Raw genomic sequence first — 17,630 nt, forward strand, 5'->3', positions numbered from 1 at the left:
CACCCACCCACTCGAAAGCCCCGATTGAGTTGATCTAAACGCCTCTCCGCGCCCCTGATGGCCGATCTGGCGCTAACGGACTGACCACTCTAATTTGGCGGCAAGAAGTATACGCATTACCCAAAGTTACCTTGGGCTCGGTGAACAGTCGCCCACTCGGGCGGTAATCGGACAATCTCTTCGAGCGCAAGTGAACCATGCCATGCCCGCGAAAGCGAACACAGACGGCCAACTCCCGAGCAAGTGAGAAGCAAAACTCTTGCGCCGGAATTGAGCTGTGTTATCGACACTCAAGGCTAAAGTGAACACGCCTCGATTCTACATCGGTTATTGTTTGTGGATTCAATATGTCCATACCAGTGATTTGGTCGCGATAGTTTCTGAATGCGGTATTATAAAAAGATCCAAGGATAAACTCCACAAATCGAAATGGACTTAGAGCGGAACGCATAGGGATCCTACAATTCTTATACTGCCCAATCGTTACGTGGCTCCTAGGGTGGTCTCCTTCGACAAACGCTTCCAAATCAAAATCAAATCGGAACGGCGTCGTAACTACCTTGCTCTCAACTATCTCCGCATATACCAAGTCCGACATATAGACTTCGGGCTCATTCTGAAATTCCGAAAGGTCCGGTGAAGGAAAGAACCCAAGTCGATGCTTTACAACCTCATCATCCTGGAAGATGTACTGCATTTGAATTATGCCGCCATCCGGAAGAGATACATTATAGTCTCGATTCTTCTTGATCTCGGAATATATCTCCGTATAAGAATTATTTTTTAGGACATAAGCAAGGCCCGCGTCTCCTTCAAAAGTAACTTCGGATCGGCCTTCGCCCACCTCCCTAATAATTGCGTAGTTTTGATCATCGGATAGGCCAAGCTCAATCAGCTGGCTTGTAAGCTGATTTAACTCGTCCCTAGTGTCTACAAGATTAGCCATCTCAATCGCCACCACCAAAGATCGCTCGAAGGCGCTCAGTTACTTTAGGAGGTAAATCCTCAATCATCACGCGCCCAGCTTCGACGTCCTCTATCAACTTGCTCAGCTGCCGAGAAGAATCTTTGGCGGCCTGCTTCTCCGCTTCGGTCATATCTCGGTTGATAATGTTCATAGTCTTCCTGACTTCCGGCGTTGGGTATGTAAAATGAAGTTTGTAGCCGGAAGCCTTCAGCGCTTCATACTCGTCGATCAAAGCTCTCATTCCATCACCAACTCCGACGACTCTTACCCACGACTTACTTCTTGTAATCGCGGTGAACAGCTGGTTGCGAACTCTGGCGAGGTTTCCGAATGATGACGCACAATTTTGTGCGTTCATGATGTAGACCATCCCGGCCTCATTGCCTTTTGCTCTGAAAATCCCCGTGAAAGCGACGGATTCGTTTCTTTGGTCAAAAAACACGTCAGCCGAAACATCTACGCCAGCGAGGTGCGTCTCGATGTCCCTCTCAAAAAGAAGGCGCCTAGGCTTTCCAACTTCGGCACGAGTTGATAGCGGATCTGGATTGATCACAATAATGTCGTCGGCGTCGAGTTCATCCTCTTTCAGGTTCTTTTGTATCTGAGCAGCCAACCACTCTGCCTGTTGCTCTTTCGTCTCAAAATGCACGAACTGAATTAGATCGTCCACGTCCGAGTGACTTTCGAGGAAGGTTGGACTTGTTTCCGGAGGTCGCGAGAGCGTGACCTCTTGCCCGTCTTCCAGCGCACCTGCTTCAACACGGTATCCAACGTCTAACCAGAGTTTGCTCTGGTCGAACATTTGAATCAGGCCGGTACCGGTTTTTTCATCAGGCTTGCGATAGATGCCAAAGCCCAAAGCGTGCGCCGTTGCCAACACTGGGCGGGAGTTACGGTAGCATTTCTCCAGAATAATATCTTGCTGTGCTTGCCCCGGAGTCGGCGCGTTAAAAATTACACGGGGTGTTCCATCAGCTTTCTTGCCAAATAGTTCTTCGGGCGGCGGAAGACTTGAGTCCGTTAGCGATTGCAGTTCGTCATACGCATACACAAGACGTTTCTTTTCAGAAAGCATTGAATAGCACATCTGGAAAAACGGTGGCGAGAAATCTTGAGCCTCATCGATCAAGATTACATCATACAGGTGCTTTTCTTTCTTTGTGGAAGTCGCCATGAGAGCTTCGCTGCACACCCCCGCGAAGGCTCCATCATATGAGTATTTCCGACGCGCCGCCTGAAAATCAGTGTACTCCAATCCATGGGCCTTTGCGAATTGGTAGTATAAGCCGCTTCTCGCTGGTGCACCGGGCGCGCCCCAAGCATTTAGGACCGAAATGTGTGACCAGACCGGTTCTTCACCAGCTTGTTCAATCACAAAGGTATTGATGAGGCGCCTAAACTGTTCCTTCAAAGAACGAGTATTGAAAGTAACCGCTATCCGCCACTCAGGGTGCTGTGTGTGGAGGTATGCAGCTTTCAAGGCGAGAACGATTGTCTTTCCTGAGCCGGCAAGACCTCGAACACGTTGAACGCCTTCAACCGTCTCAATAACGGCTCGACCTTGGATGTTGTCAAGATTGGCAATTGAGTCCTCTAGTGACTTTAGTTTCGCACCTCTTGAATCTGGCTTTTGTATATCTCTACGTCGCTTCCCTTTTCTGATGGTAGAAATGGACTGAATTACAGATAAAGCACTTTCCAGAAGCTCCGGGTAATCCCACGACAACTCATCGATAGCCGCTCCAATGGAGTCCATATTGCAGAGCGGATATCCCGGAACCTCTCGCCCAGCAATCTGAGCTGCGGGTGCGAAAGTTATAACCTCGGGAGCTGCCAAGAGTTTTCGTCCGCGCATAAGCTCTCGGTATCCACGCAGCTTGGTTTCAAGACGGTTTGCGCTTTCGTCTTGAGCGGCATCATAATCGTCAAGTCGCGTTCCCTCGACTAAACTAAATATCACGAGCCCCTTTTCGCGACTTATAAGCAATGCATCAATTGGATAGGCGCCCTCAGGTGCTGCTATGATTGGGTAACCAATATACAGCTCGCCATCGAGGTCAGGTTTATTATTCTGGATGTACTCAGCAAGTTGCTGACTAGAGACAGGCTTGCGCGTCGTGCCCCAAATAACGTTTATCATATTCTTCTACCTTTAGGTGCAGGGTCATGGGGCAATCTGATGGCTGACCGACCTAGCCGACTACCTTTGCCGTAGGCTATATCGGCCAGTCTAGGATGCCAATGTGGGGCGACGCAGCGGTTGATCTTACAGTGCGCAAGCGGATCCGGGCTCTGAGGTCATCACAGAAAGGTTTGAGGCGTGCCCACACCGGTGCGTCCGCGGCGAACGTCCGCTTCGGAGATGCTGCCGCGCAGCAAACCGAAGGCCGCCGTACGTCCTCTACAGGCCGCCTCCGAACCTTCATAACGGCACTGTCACCAATTCCGCCAACTCAAGCCCATTGTTGCGGCAATACTCTCAGGACAGCCAGCACGCACACGTGCGCGGTATGCGCGAACGGACAAGCCGTTCTTCAGGGCCTCGACTTCCCATTCGTCATTCGGATCGTGTTCAATATCGCGGGTACTCTCAGTTGCAGCCCGCTCCCCTGACCAACCACGCTTGAGGCGGGCTTTGAAGGTACTGAATGCTATCCCGTTTTCCTCGGCGACAGGCCAAGCCGGAAGACCGTTGTCCAGTTCTGCCAGACTATCTCGTCTGCGGTTTTCAAATGCAGCTCTATCGTACGGGTAATCGGTGTATTCACATTGGACCGCCCAACACTTGGTACCACCACCAGAATCCAACAGATCGACCACCCCGTTTTCCTTGATTGGATGCGGTTGGAGGCCGTAGCGCCAGCAAAGCCACCACGCAGCTTCAGGACTGGCAGCTTTGCCGATTATCTTGCCGCCCAGCGGCGCAACATTGTTGATCAATAGTATCTTCCCTATGAGCGCTTTGGGCGTGAAGCCCACGATGCTCACAGGTTCTAGTAGGTTTGGTGGGCCGACTGAAAGCGAAAACCCCGCCTTTAGCCTGATGCTGTGGCCTGTCTAAACATTCGCGAAATGTTCGCGCGTTTTGAGGGGATTGTCTAAACACTTTTTCTCACGTTATCAAATGTTTACCCACTCTTGCAAATCCGTGTACACCGGTTCGATTCCGGTACTCGCCTCCAACCTCCCTTTCAGCACAAGCGAAGCAAGCCGGCGCCTCAGGCAGGTGTTTTGTTGCGCAGCGCTGCATAGAGCGCCGGTTCGTCGAGGGGTTTGCCGGAGAAGTGGGCCCAGGCGTGGACGCCTTGCCAGAAAAACAGCTCAAAGCCGGAGATGATCGAGAGGCCGGCGGCTTCGGCGTCTTGCAGGAAGCGGGTGTCGAGCGGGGTGTAAACGGCGTCGAAGGCCCATTCGGCGCCGGGCAGGCAGCGGGCGGGGATGGCGGTGCCGTCGTGGCCGACCATGCCGACCGGGGTGGCGTTGACGAGGCCGGTGGCCCCGGCGGCGAGCGCGTCGACCTCGGTGCCGGTCACCACCGTTGTGCCGTGGGAGGCGGCGCGGAGTTCTTCAGCCAGAGCCTCGGCCTTGGCGGTGTCACGATCGACGAGGCGCAGCTCGGTGGCCTCCAGCGCCACAAGGGCGAAGGCCAGCGCGCGGCCCACGCCGCCGGTGCCCACGAGGCAGACCTTGCCCGGCCCCACCTCGCCGCGTGCGGCGCGGTAGGCGGCCATGAAACCGGTGTAATCGGTGTTCCAGCCGGTCGGGCCGCCCGGCTCGAAGAGCACGGTGTTGACGGCACCAATGGCGGCGACCAACGGGTCGGATACCTTTGCCTTCCGCGCGACATATTCCTTGTAGGGGTAGGTCACGTTCACCCCGCGATAGCCCTCACGGGCGCAGCGGGTGAAGATGGTGTCAAAATCCTCGCCCAACGCGGGCGGGATCAGGCTGTCATACTGCACCTCCATGCCGTTCTGCGCGCCGGCGAGGCGGTGCAGTCGGGGGGAAGAGGAGGCGGCGATATTGTCGCCGATGAGGCCGAGAAGCAGGTCCGGCATCGGTCAGCTTTCCTTCTTGCGGAAGAGGCGTGCCTTGCCCCGGCTCCAGAGCGGGGTTTGCGACACGAAAATCAGGATGACGGCGATGAGCAGCGTCAGCGAGAGCGGCGAAGAGACCACCCCGCCCATAAAGCGCCAGAAGTCCTCGCGCTCCGAGATGATGGCGCGGCGCCAGTTGTCATCGAGCAGCCGCGACAGGATCACGCCGAGGATCACCGGGCCGAGCGGGTAGCCGTAATGCCGCATGAAGTAGCCGAAGACGCCGAAGCCGAGCATCCAGTAGACATCCGTCAGCGAGTTGTTCACCGCGTAGGCGCCGACGATGGAGAGCAGCATGATCAGCGGGATCAGCACCGAGCGGGGCATCTCGACGATCTTGGTGAAGAGCCGGATGCCGGTGAGGCCGAAGATCAGCATGAAGATATTGGCGGTGACCAGCGCGCCGACGATGAACCAGAACATATCCGGCTGGTCGATCATCAGCATCGGGCCGGGGTTGAGGCCGTGGATGAAGAGCGCGCCGATCATGATGGCGGTCACCGCGTCGCCCGGGATGCCGAGAGTCATCATCGGGATGAAGGCCCCGCCGACGGCGGCGTTATTGGCGGTTTCGGGCGCCACCAGCCCCTCCATCGCGCCATCGCCGAACGCGCGCTCGGGGTTCTTGGTAACCCGCTTGGCGTGGTCGTAGGCCATGAGCGCGGCAATGTCGCCGCCGGTGCCGGGGAGCGCGCCGATCACCACGCCGATGGTGGAGGTTTGCAGGCTGAGCGGCAGGTGCTTGCGCACGGTCGAGAGCGAGGGGACGATGCGGGTGATCTTTTGGCGTACCGCGTCCTTGTCGACATGATGGAGTTGCAGCAGCGCCTCGGACACGCCGAACATGCCGATCATGACGGCGATGAAGCTGACGCCGCTGGTCATGATCTGGAGATCGAAGGTGAAGCGCTCGGTGAAGGTGAGCGGGTCTCGCCCCACGGCACCGATGGCGATGCCCAGCGCCCCGGCGAAGATGCCTTTCACGAGGCTGCCCTGCGAGAGCGAGCCGACCAGCAGGATGCCCAGGACCGCCAGCAGCATGTAGTCGCGCGGTTGGAAGCGCAGGGCAAAGTCAGAGACCAGCGGCGCGGCCAAGGCCAGCACACCGATGCCGACGAAGCCGCCGATGAAGCTCATCACCGTGGTCACGCCAATCGCCTGCCCCGCCTCGCCGCGTTTGGCCAGCGGGTAGCCATCGAGCGCGGTGGCGATGGCCGAGGGTGCGCCGGGGATGTTGAGCAGGATCGCCGTGCGCGAGCCGCCATAGACCCCGCCCATGTAGATGCCGATCATCAGCGAGATCGCCGGGTAGACATCCCATGAGAAGGTGAAGGAGATCAGGATCGACACCGCCATTGTGACCGACAAGCCCGGAATGGCGCCCACGTAGACCCCGGCGAAGGTACCGAGGCCCACCAGCAGCAGGAGCTGGGGCTGGGTGAAGACAGTCAGAAAATCCCACAGCGCGGTCATTCGCCTGCTCCCGAAAAGAGGTTGCGGAAGAACTGGATGAACTCAGCCTCCGGCACGATGCCGGCGGGCATGAGCACGGTGAAGACGATGCGGAAGATCAGCCAGATCAGCGCCAGCGAGCAGAGTGAGACAGCCAGCGTCCAAAGCCACGAGCGGCGGGCGAGGATCTTGACGGCGGCGATCAGGAAGAGCGCGGCGGTGGGCAGAAAGCCGAGCGGCTCTAGCGCCACGCCGAAGGCCACAAGGAAGGCGGCGAAGACGAGCACCACCACCGGCAGGATATCACGCGAGAAGGTCTCGCCGCTGATGCGCGGCAGGCGAGCGGTCTTGATCACTACGAGGAGCGCGGTCACCACCATCACAGCCGTGGTGGCCATGGGCACGGTGCCGGGCGCGGAGAGGGCCTCGAAGCCGGAGATGCCATAGGCGCTCAACAGCAGGCCGAGCGAGGCCACGAGGAGGAAGATGGCAAAGCCCAGCTCGCCGGGCCGGCGCTTGGCCTCGACCCCGCCGGGGGTGGCGTCGGACGTGCCGTCGTGATGGTCGGGATCGATCTGGTCCATGGCCTCCTCCCCAGGCTGCCGTTTGGTACAAGAAGGGCGCCGCGCTCGGGTGAGATGCGGCGCCCGCTGCTCTTGAGTGATAGGGGCGGCGCGGGGTTCGCGCCACCCTCAACTGCGGTGGATCACTCGCCGGGGCGTGCGATGCCGAAGTCTTCCGGCGAGGCCTTGGTGAGGCCTGCGTCCTGCAGCAGCCACGTGGTGCCCTGCTGCCATTTGGTCAGGAAGTCCTGCGCCTCTTGGCCGGAAATGCCCATCATGGTGAAGCCGCGGTCGTCCATCAGCTTGATGAACTCCTCGTTCTTTGCGCCTTCGGCATAGGCGGCACCGAGCTTGGCGACCACGTCATCGGGGGTGCCGTTGGCCACGAACACGCCAAAGAACGGGCCCCAGGGCAGGTAGGTGCTGTAGCCATCGTTGAAGCTGGTCACGGCGGGCACGTCGGGCAGCTTGGCGTTGGCTTCCACATCGAAGACGGCAAGCGGCTTCATGTTGCCGGCGCGGATGCCTTCGATCGCGGCGCCGAGCACGGCGGGCATCACGTCGATCGCGCCACCCTGAAGGGCGGTCAGCGCGGGGCCGTCACCATCGTAGGGCACGGAGATCACATCAAGGCCGCCTTCGACCGAGGTGATCATGCCGGTCACCACGGAGGGCAGGCCGCCGGGGCCGGTCGCGCCAAAGTGCACCTCACCGGGGTTCTCCTTGATGTAGGCCATCATCTCTGCGTAGTCGTTGAACGGCGCGTCCACGTTGGCCACCAGCATGGGCGTGCCACGGGCGAGGATGCTGATCGGGATGAAGTCGGAGTAATCCTTGTCGCCCAGACCCATCACCTTGTAGAGCAGCGGGTTCTCGGCGCCCATCAGCAGGGTGTAGCCGTCGGCATCGCTGTCGGCCACGTGGTTAAGCGCGATGGCGCCCACGCCGCCGGTCATGTTTTGCATCACGATGGTGCCGCCCAGCGCCTCTTCGGCGTGGGGCGTGACCGAACGCATCACGGTGTCGGTGGAGCCACCGGCCCCCCACTGGATGATGCCCTGGATCTCTTTTTCAGGGTATTCGGCCAGCGCAGCGCCAGCCGAGAGGGTCAGCGCGGAGATCGCGCCAAGGATGAATTTGTTCATGGTGTCCTCCCAGACAGTTCGGATTGCGGCGGCCCGGTGGGACCGCTCCGATGGCAGGCGGGGTAGCAAGCGAGCAAGGGTAACGTCAAATACCTTTTCGTCGCCCGTGTTAACGTGATGTTAAGATTGCCGCCAATAGCCCGGCCCCTCCTCGGTGGCGCGGGCCAGCTCGCGGCGAAAGTGGGTGATGGCGTGCTCGGCAAAGCCCGAAAGCACCCTGCCCTTCTTGCGTGACACGTAGATGTCGATCGCGCTGCCCTCCACCAGCGGGCGGCGGACGAGGCCGGGCAGCTCGGCCTCTGCGACCGAGAACTCGTCGATCACCGCCACGCCCAGCCCCTGCCGCACGAGGCTCACCACCGTTTGGGCAAAGCGGCCGCGCATGGCGTGCTGCGGCTCCAGCCCGGCGGCGCGGAAGGGCGAGGCGGTGAGTGCGCCATAGGGGTCGGACGGCTCGACGCCGATGAGCTGCTCTTCGGCAAGGTCATGCACTGATATCTCGGAGCGGCTGGCCAGCGCATGCCCCTCCGGCAGGATCACCAGCAGGCGGGCCTCGGCGATCTTCTCGTTCTCGACCGAGGCGTTCTGCACCTGCGACGACATGATGACGAACTCGCCGCGCTCGAGCAGCAGATAATCCACCGTTTCTTCGATCTTGAGGATGTTCAGGTCGATGAAGAGGCTCTGGTAGCGGTCGCGCACCCGTTTCAGCACCCGCGCGGCGATGACCTGCGCCACCGAGGGGGCGGAGGCGAAGGCGAGCGCCACGTTCTCGCCGCGCTTCAGCGAGCCGACGGCGTCTTGCAGGTTGGCGACGCCTTTGTAGACCTCGCGCACATGGTCGAACACCGCGCTGGCCTCGACCGAGGGCACGAAGAGCCCGGCCTTGCGCTCGAACAGGCGAATGTCGAGCGCCTCCTCGGTATGCTTGACCAGCCGGGAGATGCCGGGGGCGGACACGCCGAGCATCTCGGCCGCCGATGAGATCGTTCCGGTCATCATCACCGCCCGGATCACCTCGATCTGGCGCAGGGTCATTTCGGGCATCGCGGCTCCTCCTCCGTCGCGCCGATTAACCTGATGTTACGCAGAGCGAAAAGCAAGCATTTGACGTTAGGGCGAGGAGCGGCGATGGATCGGGGAGGACGAGACGGGAGGAGGCCTTGGCCGAAGAGATCACCTGCGACCTGCTTGTGGCAGGCTCCGGCGCCGCCGGGCTGGCGGCGGCCGTTGTGGCAGCCCATCGCGGACTGCGGGTGGTGGTGGCCGAAAAGGCCGATGTGATCGGCGGCACCACTGCATGGTCGGGCGGCTGGATCTGGGCACCGGGCAACCCGGTGTGCGCGGCAGGCGGCGTGGCGGAAGAGCCGGGCGCGGCCCGAGCCTATCTTGAGGCCGTGCAGGGCAACGCCTTCAACGACGAGTTGGTGGATGCTTTTCTGGAGGCCGCGCCGGAGATGGTGGGCTTTTTCGAGCGCGAAACGGCGCTGCAGTTCGAGCCGGGGCTGAAGATCCCCGATACCTACAGCCACCTGCCCGGTGCGGGCATGGGCGGGCGCTCGGTGATCGCCAAGCCTTACGAAGCGAAAGGCCTCGGCGCGGCGCTGGCGCTGCTGCGGCGGCCGATGCGTGAGACCAGCTTCATGGGGATGACCATTCAGGCCGGGCCGGACCTGCGGGCCTTCATGACCGTGCTGCGCGCGCCCCGCTCGGCGCTTTACGTCTCGCGGCGGATGGTGCGGCACCTGTGGGACTTGGCGCGGCACGGGCGCGGGATGCAGCTGAGGAACGGCAATGCACTGGCGGCGCGGCTGATGCGCTCGGCGCTGGACCGGGGCGTCGAGTTGCGCACTGGCCATGCGCTGCAAGGGCTGCTGACGGAGGCAGGCGCTGTGGTGGGCGCACGGCTGGCCCTGTGTTCCGGCGAGGTGACCGTTAAGGCCCGGCGCGGCGTGGTGCTGGCCTGCGGTGGCTACCCGCATGACACCGCCCGCCGCACCGCCACCTTCCCGCGCCCCGAAACCCACGCAGCCCTTGCTGTGCCGGAGGCCACCGGCGACGGGCTGCAGGCGGGCGAGGCCGCAGGCGGGCGGCAGACCGAGGCGCTGGCCGGCCCGGCGGCGCTGTGCCCGGTGTCAGAGGTCCGCTGGCCGGACGGCACGCGCGGCACCTTTCCACATATCATCGACCGGGGGAAGCCGGGGGTGATCGGGGTGCTGGCGAATGGCCAGAGGTTCTGCAACGAGGGGCTGGGTTACCATGATTACGTCACCGCCCTGCTTGCCGCCACGCCTGAGGATGCCACGCCCGAAAGCTGGTTGATTTGCGATCACCGCTTCATCCGCCGCTACGGCCTTGGCATCACCCGCCCTGCCCCGCTGCCGCTGCGCCCGTGGCTCCGCGCGGGCTACCTGACCCGCGCCGCCACGCCCGAGGCGCTGGCCCGCGCCTGCGGCATCGACCCTGCGGGGCTTGCCGCGACCATCGCCACCTTCAATGCAGGCGCGGTGCGCGGCGAAGACCCGGCCTTCGGGCGCGGCACCACACCCTACATGCGCCTTCAGGGCGACCCGGACCACGGGCCGAACCCTTGCGTCGCCCCGCTCGCCCACGCGCCCTTCTATGCCGTCCGGGTGATCCCCGGCAGCTTCGGCACCTTCGCCGGCCTCGTCACCGATGGCGCGGCACGGGTGCTCGGGCCGGAGGGCCGCCCGGTGCCCGGTCTCTACGCCGCCGGGACAGACATGGCGTCGGTGATGGGCGGGCATTACCCTGCGGGCGGCATCAACCTCGGCCCGGCGCTGACCTTCGGGTTCATCGCCGGGCGCCACGCTTCGGGAGAGCAGCCATGAGCCGCATGATATCGGTCGCGCACCTTACTGCCATCGAGCTGGCGCCGCCTGCGTTCATCCGCGCGGCGGCGAAGGCGGGGTTCGACGCGGTGGGGCTGCGGCTGCGCCGGGTCACCCCGACCTCGCCCGCCTATCCGCTGATGGAGGACCGGGCTGCGATGGCCGAGACCAAATCCGCCCTCGCGGAGACAGGGCTTGCCGTGCATGACATCGAGTTCGTGATGATCGAGCCGGAGCTGGACATCGCCACGCTGGACCCGCTGCTCGATGCCGGGGCGGAGTTGGGTGCGCGGGAGCTTATCACCGCGCCCTACGACCCCGACCTTGCCCGCCTCGCCGATACGCTTGGCGCCCTCGCGGAACGGGCAGAGGCGCGAGGCCTCGGGGTGTCTCTCGAGTTCTTCCCATGGGCCGTGGTGCCCGACCTTGCCGCCGCCCTCGCCCTTGCCGCACAAGCCGGGCCGGGCGTGGGGGTGCTGGCCGACAGCCTGCATTTCGACCGCTCCGGTAGCAGCCGCGAGGCGCTGACACTGGCCGAACCGGGGCGCCTGCGCTTTGCCCACCTAAGCGATGCGCCGGTGGAGCCGAGCTATAGCCGCGAGGCGCTGCTACACACCGCCCGCGAGGCCCGCCTACCCCCCGGCGAGGGGCAGATTGACCTTGCCCGCTTCCTCAAGGCGCTGCCCGAGGGGTTGCCGCTGGGGGTAGAAGTGCCGATGGACGCCCACACCGCAGCCCACGGCCCCGAGGCCACGCTGACCCTCGCCGCCGCCGCAACCCGCGCCCTGCTTGCAGAGGTCTTCGGACCGGGCGACAAGGCGCAGAGCGGCGCACCGGGCCGTCCCACAGAGCAGGAACGCCCCGAATGACCCCCGACACCGGCATGGCTATTGTCTTCGACCTCGACGGCACGCTGGTGGACAGCGCGGCCGACATTCATGCCGCCGTGAACCGGATGCTGACCGATGCGGGTGAGGTGCCGATGTCGCAGGAGAAGGTGGCGGGCTTCGTCGGCCACGGCATCCCGACACTGGTGCGGCGGGTCATGGCCGACCGTGCCACGCCCGCGGAGCAGGAGCCGGAGTGGCTTGCCGCGATGTTGGCGCATTACGCCGCCCACCCTGCCGACCTCACCCGCCCCTACCCCGGCGTGCCTGAGGCGCTGGCGGCCTTGCAGGCAGGAGGCTATCGGCTCGGGCTCTGCACCAACAAGCAGAGGGCGCTCTCAGAGCAGATCCTCGAAGCACTCGGCCTCGCGCCCTTCTTCAACGCCGTCATCGGCGGAGACAGCCTCGCCGTCACCAAGCCGGACCCTGCCCCGCTGAGGGCGGCCTTCGCGGCGCTCGGCGGCACGCCTCTGCTCTACGTGGGCGACAGCGAGGTGGATGCGGAAACTGCCCGCCGCGCCGCCCTGCCCTTTGCGCTCTTCACCGAGGGCTACCGCAAGACCCCGGTGGAGGAGTTGGCGCCGCAGATCGCCTTTTCAGACTTCGCCCAGCTGCCCGGCAAAGTGGCCGAGATGGCCGCGCTCGGGACGGCCGCGCAATAAGCGATGGTCGCCGCCCACGGCTCTGATACGCTCCTGCCGAGACCACCCACAGGAGCCCCGAGATGCGCACCTTCTTCTCCGAAGACCACCGCCTGCACTTTCCGCAGGCCGAGCTGACCGGCGGCCAGTTCGTTACCCCGTTCGAGCGGCCCTCCCGGGTGGAATACGTGCTGAACCGGCTCAAGGAGCAGGGGCTCTCCGACATCGTGGCTCCCGGCGCGCCCGACATGGCCCCGGTGGAAAAGCTGCTCGACCCGGGCTTCCTGCGGTTCCTCGAAACTGCTTGGGGTGAGTGGAAGGCCGCGGGCATGGCGGGCGAGGTGATCGCGGCCGGAATGCCCGCGCGTGGGATGCACACGGACCGCTGCCCGGAGTACATCGACGGCAAGGTGGGCTACTACTGCCACGCCTCCGAGACGGCGATCACCGGCGGCACATGGAAGGCGGCGCTGTCGTCGCTGGCCTCGGCGCAGGCCGCCCAGCGCCATGTGGCGGGCGGGGCCGATGCGGCCTTTGCGCTCTGCCGCCCGCCCGGCCACCATGCAACTGCCGATCAATACGGCGGTTACTGCTTCATCAACAACGCCGCGGTGGTGGCGCAGATGTTCCGCGACGGCGGGGCGGGCAAGGTGGCGGTGCTCGACATCGACTTTCACCACGGCAACGGCACACAGAACATCTTTTACGACCGGGCGGATGTGCTGTTTCTCTCGCTCCACGGCGCGCCCAGCCACGCCTACCCGTATTACCTTGGCTATGCCGACGAGCGGGGGGCGGGCGCGGGCGAAGGGGCGAACTTCAACTACCCGATGCTGCCTGGCACGCCCTACGCCCCATGGGCCGAGGCGCTGGACGATGCGATTGCGCAAATCCGCGCCACAGGCGTGGAAGCGCTGGTGATTTCACTGGGGGTGGATGCCTACAAGGAAGACCCGATCAGCTTCTTCAAGCTTGAGTCGGAGGATTTTACCGACGCCGGCCGCCGCATCGCCGGGCTGGGGCTGCCGACCGTCTTCTGCATGGAAGGCGGCTATGCGATCGAGGCGGTGGGGATCAACACGGTGAACGTGCTGGAGGGCTTCCTCGGGGCCTGAGCCGCGGCGAGGATGTGCGGATGAGCCACCCAGCGGGGCCGCTCATCCGGGTTTTCAAAAGCGCATCGCGATCACTTCACAAGCTCGGTCCAGATCGCGGTGTAGAGATCGGTGGCCGACTGCGGGCAGGTGGGCAGGAACTTGCCCGCTGCCGCAAACTCCTCCGGCACCACGATTTCCGGAGCGGTCTTCATCTCTTCGGGCATGAACGGGTCCGACCCTTCGATGCCGTTGGCATAGCGCGCGAAACTCGAGATCATCGCCGCGTTCTCCGGCACCATGATGAAGTCGAGGAACTTGTAGGCCTCTTCCACATTCGTCGCGTCCGCCAGAAGCCCCACCGAGTCCATCCACAGCGGATAGCCCTCTTTCGGATAACCATAGACCACGTCGGGGTTGTTCAGTCGCGCGCGCATGGTCGAGCCGTTCCAGTTGACGGTGGCCACGTAGTCGCCCGATGAGAGCTTGTCGGTGGTGCCGTAATCCATCGAGATCCACTTGGGCTTGGCGGCCATCAGCTTGTCGCGCACGCCCTTCAGCAGCTCCAGATCCTCGGTGCAGGCCTCGCCGCCGGCGTTGAAGATCGCCAGTGCCATGATGTCGTTCATCTCCGGCACCACGTTCACCTTGCCCACGAGCTCCTCGGGAGGATCGAGGAAGATGTCGGAGGTGTTCACGTCGCCGCCGTAGACCGTGGTGTTCACCGCCATGCCGGTGGTGCCCCACTGCCACGGCACGGTGAACTTGCGGCCCGGATCCCAGGCCACGTCCTTCCACTCGGCGGCGATATTGCCGTGATTGGAGAGCTTGCTCATGTCGAGCTCGGCCAGCAGGCCCTTTTCGAGGTAGATCGGCACGTAGTTGGCCGAAGGCACAACGAGGTCAAACCCCGAGCCGCCCGCCTCTACCTTGGCGAGCGCCGTGGTGTTGCTGTCGTAATCGGTGACCGTCACGGTGATGCCGGTCTCCTCGGTGAACTTCTCCAGAAGCTCCGGCGAGGTGTAGTTGCCCCAGTTGAACAGGTTCAGCGTGCCCTCGGCCTGGGCCGCGACCGCGCTGGCCAGAAGGGCCGTGGTGGCTGCGAGTATCTTCTTCATTCTTACTCTCCTTTGTTGGGTTGCGGCGGGGTTCGTCCCCGTCTCGCGCGGGTCAGTCCCGCTTTCTGGTTATCAGGAAGAAGGCGGTGAGGATCGCCACCGTCAGCGCCAAGAGCGCTGTCGAGATGGCGTTGACCTCCGGCGTCAGCGCCCGGCGGAGCTGGCCCAGCATGTAGGTCGGCAGCGTGTCCTGCCCGGCGGATTTGACGAACTCGGTGATGATCACATCGTCGAGCGAGATGACGAAGGCCAGCATGGCGCCCGCGATCACGCCGGGCATCAGGATCGGCAGGGTCACGTAGCGAAAGGTCTTCCACGGCGTGGCGTAAAGGTCGGCGGCGGCCGTCTCCATCGTCAGATCCATCCCCTCCAGCCGCGCCCGGATCGGCAGGTAGGCAAAGGGCACGCAGAAGGCCGCGTGCGCGATGATCAGGTATCCGAGGCCCGAGTAGCCGGTGGCGATCTTGATCGAGGAAAAGAAGATCAGCAGGGCCACGGCGGTCACGATTTCGGGCACCATCAGAGGCTGGTTGATCATGATGTAGATCGCCGTCTGCCCCTTGAATTTGCCGCGCCGGGTGGTGCCCAGCGCCGCCATCGTGGCGACCGTGGTGGCGATGCCCGAGGCCGAGATGGCGATGATGAAGCTGCGGATCGCCGCGCCCTGCACCGCCTCGTTGCCCGCCGCTTCAGCATACCACTTGAGCGAGAAGCCGCCCCAGAGGTTCACCGAGTTGCCGCCGTTGAAGGAGTAGATCACCAGCGTCACGATCGGCGCGTAGAGCAGCACGAAGGCGGTGATGGCGATGAAGGTGAAGCCCGGCAGGGTGGTGACATCGAAGGCCTTACGCATGGGGGTCGTCCCTGTCGGAGACGCGGGTGTAGACCAGCAGCGCCCCCATCACGATGATGAGTAGCACCATCGAGAGCGCCGCGCCCAGCGGCCAGTTCTGCCCCTGCCCGAACTGCAGTTCGATGAAGTTGCCGATCATCATGTTCTTGCCTCCGCCCAGCACGCGCGGCGTCACGTAAGCGCCGAGGCTTGGCACGAAGACGAGGATGCAGCCAGCCACGATCCCCGGCTTGATGATCGGCAGCACCACGCTGCGCAGGATGCGCCAGCGGGTCGCGTAAAGGTCATACCCGGCCTCGATCAGCTTGAAGTCGAAGCGGTCGATGGCAGCGAAGAGCGGCAGCACCATGAGCGGCAGATACACGTAGGCCATGCCGATCAGCACCGCCGTATCGGTATAGAGAATCTGGATCGGCTCGCTGATGACGCCCATGTTGATCAGGAAGGTGTTCAAGAGCCCCTGGTTCCGGATCACTTCCATGATCGCGAAGGTGCGGATCAGCAGGTTGGTCCAGAACGGGATGGTGATGAGAAAGAGCCAGACCGCGCGGGCCTTGGGCGGGCGCGTGGCGATGAACCATGCTGTCGGCAGGCCGAGGGCGAAGGTGATGAGCGTGGTCGCCAGCGAGAGCTTCACCGAGCGCCAGAAGATCGATAGGTTGGCATCTGCGAGGCTGACTGTGCCATCGAAGATGTCACGCTCGAAGAGCACCCTGAACCACGCCTCGCCGGAGAGAATCCAGCGGACGCCCGAATAATCGCCCTTTTCCAGAAAGGAGTAGACCGCCACGATCAGAAGCGGGCCGCTGGCGGCGATGAGCAGCAGGAGCAGCGCGGGCGCCGAGAGGAGCCATCCGTTTGCCGCCTTGCTGCGCCCCGGCCCGTTCATTCGCTGAGCACCTGCACCGATTGCGCATCGATCGTGACGCCCACCTTGTCGCCCACCTGCGGCTCCGGCCCGGCACTGCTTTGCACTCGGGCCACCACCTGCGGGCCGCCCGCAAGGGCCAGCGTGTAATGCGTGTCGGTTCCCATGTAGACCGCTTCTTTCACCTCGGCCTCCAGCCCCGCGCCCGGCTCGCCGATGCGCAACTGCTCGGGTCGCACCGCCAGCGTGACCGGGCCGCCATGGCCCGTGACCGGCAGCACCACACCGGGCGCGATCTCCACGCCCGCCGCGCTCGCCTCGCCCTCGATGAAGTTGGTTTCACCAATAAAATCAGCGACAAAGCGGTTCACCGGCTTCTCGTAAATCTCATGCGGGCTGCCGACCTGAAGCAGCGCACCGGCGCTCATCACCCCAATCCGGTCGGACATGGTGAGCGCCTCTTCCTGATCGTGGGTCACGAAGATGAAGGTGATGCCGGTCTCGGTCTGGAGCCGCTTCAGTTCCACCTGCATGGCCTTGCGCAGCTTGAGGTCGAGCGCCGAGAGCGGCTCATCCAGCAGCAGCACCTCCGGCTCCGGCGCCAGCGCGCGGGCGAGTGCCACCCGCTGTTGCTGCCCGCCCGAAAGCTGCGCCGGAAGCCGTGTCGCAAAAGGCTCCAGCTTCACCAGCGCCAGCACCCGCTCCACCGCGGCGTCGATCTCGGCCTTGCTCTTGCCCTGCATCTTCAGCCCGAAGCCCACGTTCTCCGCCACCGTCAGATGCGGAAACAGCGCGTAGCTCTGGAAGACTGTGTTCACTGGCCGCTGGTTGGGCGGCACCCCGGTGATGTCACGCCCGCCGAGCAGGATCGCGCCGCTCGTCGGGGTTTCGAAGCCCGCGATGCAGCGCAGCAGCGTGGTCTTTCCGCAGCCCGAGGGGCCAAGCAGGGTAAAAAACTCGCCCTTGCGGATCGCGATGGAAATGTCGCCCAAGGCGGTGAAGGCCGCGGCCCCGGTGCCGTAGATCTTGCCTACATTCTGTGCGACGACAGCGTTTTCTTCGCTCAATTCACTGGCCCCCTCGTGTGCCACAA

16 protein-coding genes are annotated in these 17,630 nt (G+C 63.3%); 4 read left to right on the forward strand and 12 right to left on the reverse strand.

What is annotated here, in order from left to right:
• Positions 1 to 280: 280 nt before the first annotated feature.
• From ACUXVX_RS17060 to ACUXVX_RS17095, 8 genes are all read right to left on the reverse strand, one after another.
• The gene (locus ACUXVX_RS17060) at positions 281 to 958 is read right to left on the reverse strand and encodes a DUF2290 domain-containing protein (RefSeq protein ID WP_446309221.1); all 678 of its coding nucleotides are present in this window, start codon (positions 956 to 958) and stop codon (positions 281 to 283) included.
• A complete protein-coding gene (locus ACUXVX_RS17065; RefSeq protein WP_446309222.1) occupies positions 948 to 3,107 on the reverse strand; it encodes a DEAD/DEAH box helicase in 2,160 nt (719 codons plus the stop codon). Before ACUXVX_RS17065 ends, ACUXVX_RS17060 begins: the two co-directional genes overlap by 11 nt.
• Before the next feature lie 296 nt (positions 3,108 to 3,403).
• Positions 3,404 to 3,946, reverse strand: a complete 543-nt coding sequence (locus ACUXVX_RS17070; RefSeq protein WP_446309224.1) for a hypothetical protein — start codon at positions 3,944 to 3,946, stop codon at positions 3,404 to 3,406.
• Between the two features lie 239 nt (positions 3,947 to 4,185).
• A complete protein-coding gene (locus ACUXVX_RS17075) occupies positions 4,186 to 5,025 on the reverse strand; it encodes a shikimate dehydrogenase family protein (RefSeq protein WP_446309225.1) in 840 nt (279 codons plus the stop codon).
• Between the two features lie 3 nt (positions 5,026 to 5,028).
• Positions 5,029 to 6,537, reverse strand: a complete 1,509-nt coding sequence (locus tag ACUXVX_RS17080; RefSeq protein WP_222468435.1) for a tripartite tricarboxylate transporter permease — start codon at positions 6,535 to 6,537, stop codon at positions 5,029 to 5,031.
• The gene (locus ACUXVX_RS17085) at positions 6,534 to 7,100 is read right to left on the reverse strand and encodes a tripartite tricarboxylate transporter TctB family protein (RefSeq protein WP_446309226.1); all 567 of its coding nucleotides are present in this window, start codon (positions 7,098 to 7,100) and stop codon (positions 6,534 to 6,536) included. Before ACUXVX_RS17085 ends, ACUXVX_RS17080 begins: the two co-directional genes overlap by 4 nt.
• Positions 7,101 to 7,222: 122 nt before the next feature.
• A complete protein-coding gene (locus tag ACUXVX_RS17090; protein WP_446309228.1) occupies positions 7,223 to 8,224 on the reverse strand; it encodes a Bug family tripartite tricarboxylate transporter substrate binding protein in 1,002 nt (333 codons plus the stop codon).
• Positions 8,225 to 8,344: 120 nt separating this feature from the next.
• A complete protein-coding gene (locus ACUXVX_RS17095) occupies positions 8,345 to 9,271 on the reverse strand; it encodes a LysR family transcriptional regulator (RefSeq protein ID WP_446309229.1) in 927 nt (308 codons plus the stop codon).
• Between the two features lie 116 nt (positions 9,272 to 9,387).
• On the opposite strand from ACUXVX_RS17095, the gene ACUXVX_RS17100 reads away from it, so the two are divergent.
• The 4 genes from ACUXVX_RS17100 to ACUXVX_RS17115 all read left to right on the forward strand — a co-directional run bounded on the left by ACUXVX_RS17100 (position 9,388) and on the right by ACUXVX_RS17115 (position 13,719).
• Complete coding sequence (locus ACUXVX_RS17100) at positions 9,388 to 11,076, forward strand: FAD-dependent oxidoreductase (protein WP_446309230.1); 1,689 nt, start codon at positions 9,388 to 9,390, stop codon at positions 11,074 to 11,076.
• Entirely contained in the window at positions 11,073 to 11,945 is an 873-nt protein-coding gene (locus tag ACUXVX_RS17105) for a sugar phosphate isomerase/epimerase family protein (protein WP_446309231.1), read from the forward strand. Before ACUXVX_RS17100 ends, ACUXVX_RS17105 begins: the two co-directional genes overlap by 4 nt.
• Positions 11,942 to 12,625, forward strand: coding sequence for a phosphoglycolate phosphatase (gph, locus tag ACUXVX_RS17110; protein WP_446309232.1), 684 nt, complete (start codon positions 11,942 to 11,944; stop codon positions 12,623 to 12,625). The genes ACUXVX_RS17105 and gph overlap by 4 nt, the downstream gene beginning before the upstream one ends.
• Positions 12,626 to 12,687: 62 nt before the next feature.
• Entirely contained in the window at positions 12,688 to 13,719 is a 1,032-nt protein-coding gene (locus ACUXVX_RS17115; RefSeq protein WP_446309233.1) for a histone deacetylase family protein, read from the forward strand.
• 71 nt (positions 13,720 to 13,790) lie between these two features.
• On the opposite strand, the gene ACUXVX_RS17120 is transcribed toward ACUXVX_RS17115, so the two are convergent.
• The 4 genes from ACUXVX_RS17120 to ACUXVX_RS17135 are packed head-to-tail and all read right to left on the reverse strand — an operon-like array spanning position 13,791 to position 17,604.
• Entirely contained in the window at positions 13,791 to 14,816 is a 1,026-nt protein-coding gene (locus ACUXVX_RS17120) for an extracellular solute-binding protein (protein ID WP_446309234.1), read from the reverse strand.
• A 52-nt stretch (positions 14,817 to 14,868) separates the two neighbouring features.
• Entirely contained in the window at positions 14,869 to 15,669 is an 801-nt protein-coding gene (locus ACUXVX_RS17125; protein WP_446309235.1) for an ABC transporter permease, read from the reverse strand.
• Positions 15,662 to 16,558 (reverse strand): ABC transporter permease, encoded by an 897-nt coding sequence (locus ACUXVX_RS17130; RefSeq protein ID WP_222468426.1) that lies wholly within the window; start codon positions 16,556 to 16,558, stop codon positions 15,662 to 15,664. Before ACUXVX_RS17130 ends, ACUXVX_RS17125 begins: the two co-directional genes overlap by 8 nt.
• Positions 16,555 to 17,604 carry an ABC transporter ATP-binding protein gene (locus ACUXVX_RS17135; RefSeq protein ID WP_410001014.1) on the reverse strand — a complete coding sequence of 350 codons (1,050 nt, stop codon included), beginning with the start codon at positions 17,602 to 17,604 and terminating at the stop codon, positions 16,555 to 16,557. Before ACUXVX_RS17135 ends, ACUXVX_RS17130 begins: the two co-directional genes overlap by 4 nt.
• Positions 17,605 to 17,630 lie beyond the last annotated feature (26 nt).

The organism is Vannielia sp. SX4, from assembly GCF_052828525.1.

Bases quoted from the DNA above. Each gene is read 5' to 3' on its own strand.
- ACUXVX_RS17080 (WP_222468435.1), bottom strand. From the start codon at position 6,537: ATGACCGCGCTGTGGGATTTTCTGACTGTCTTCACCCAGCCCCAGCTC.
- ACUXVX_RS17090 (WP_446309228.1), bottom strand. From the start codon at position 8,224: ATGAACAAATTCATCCTTGGCGCGATCTCCGCGCTGACCCTCTCGGCT.
- ACUXVX_RS17065 (WP_446309222.1), bottom strand. From the start codon at position 3,107: ATGATAAACGTTATTTGGGGCACGACGCGCAAGCCTGTCTCTAGTCAG.
- ACUXVX_RS17115 (WP_446309233.1), top strand. From the start codon at position 12,688: ATGCGCACCTTCTTCTCCGAAGACCACCGCCTGCACTTTCCGCAGGCC.
- ACUXVX_RS17125 (WP_446309235.1), bottom strand. From the start codon at position 15,669: ATGCGTAAGGCCTTCGATGTCACCACCCTGCCGGGCTTCACCTTCATC.
- ACUXVX_RS17130 (WP_222468426.1), bottom strand. From the start codon at position 16,558: ATGAACGGGCCGGGGCGCAGCAAGGCGGCAAACGGATGGCTCCTCTCG.
- ACUXVX_RS17095 (WP_446309229.1), bottom strand. From the start codon at position 9,271: ATGCCCGAAATGACCCTGCGCCAGATCGAGGTGATCCGGGCGGTGATG.
- ACUXVX_RS17085 (WP_446309226.1), bottom strand. From the start codon at position 7,100: ATGGACCAGATCGATCCCGACCATCACGACGGCACGTCCGACGCCACC.
- ACUXVX_RS17105 (WP_446309231.1), top strand. From the start codon at position 11,073: ATGAGCCGCATGATATCGGTCGCGCACCTTACTGCCATCGAGCTGGCG.
- ACUXVX_RS17120 (WP_446309234.1), bottom strand. From the start codon at position 14,816: ATGAAGAAGATACTCGCAGCCACCACGGCCCTTCTGGCCAGCGCGGTC.
- gph (WP_446309232.1), top strand. From the start codon at position 11,942: ATGACCCCCGACACCGGCATGGCTATTGTCTTCGACCTCGACGGCACG.
- ACUXVX_RS17075 (WP_446309225.1), bottom strand. From the start codon at position 5,025: ATGCCGGACCTGCTTCTCGGCCTCATCGGCGACAATATCGCCGCCTCC.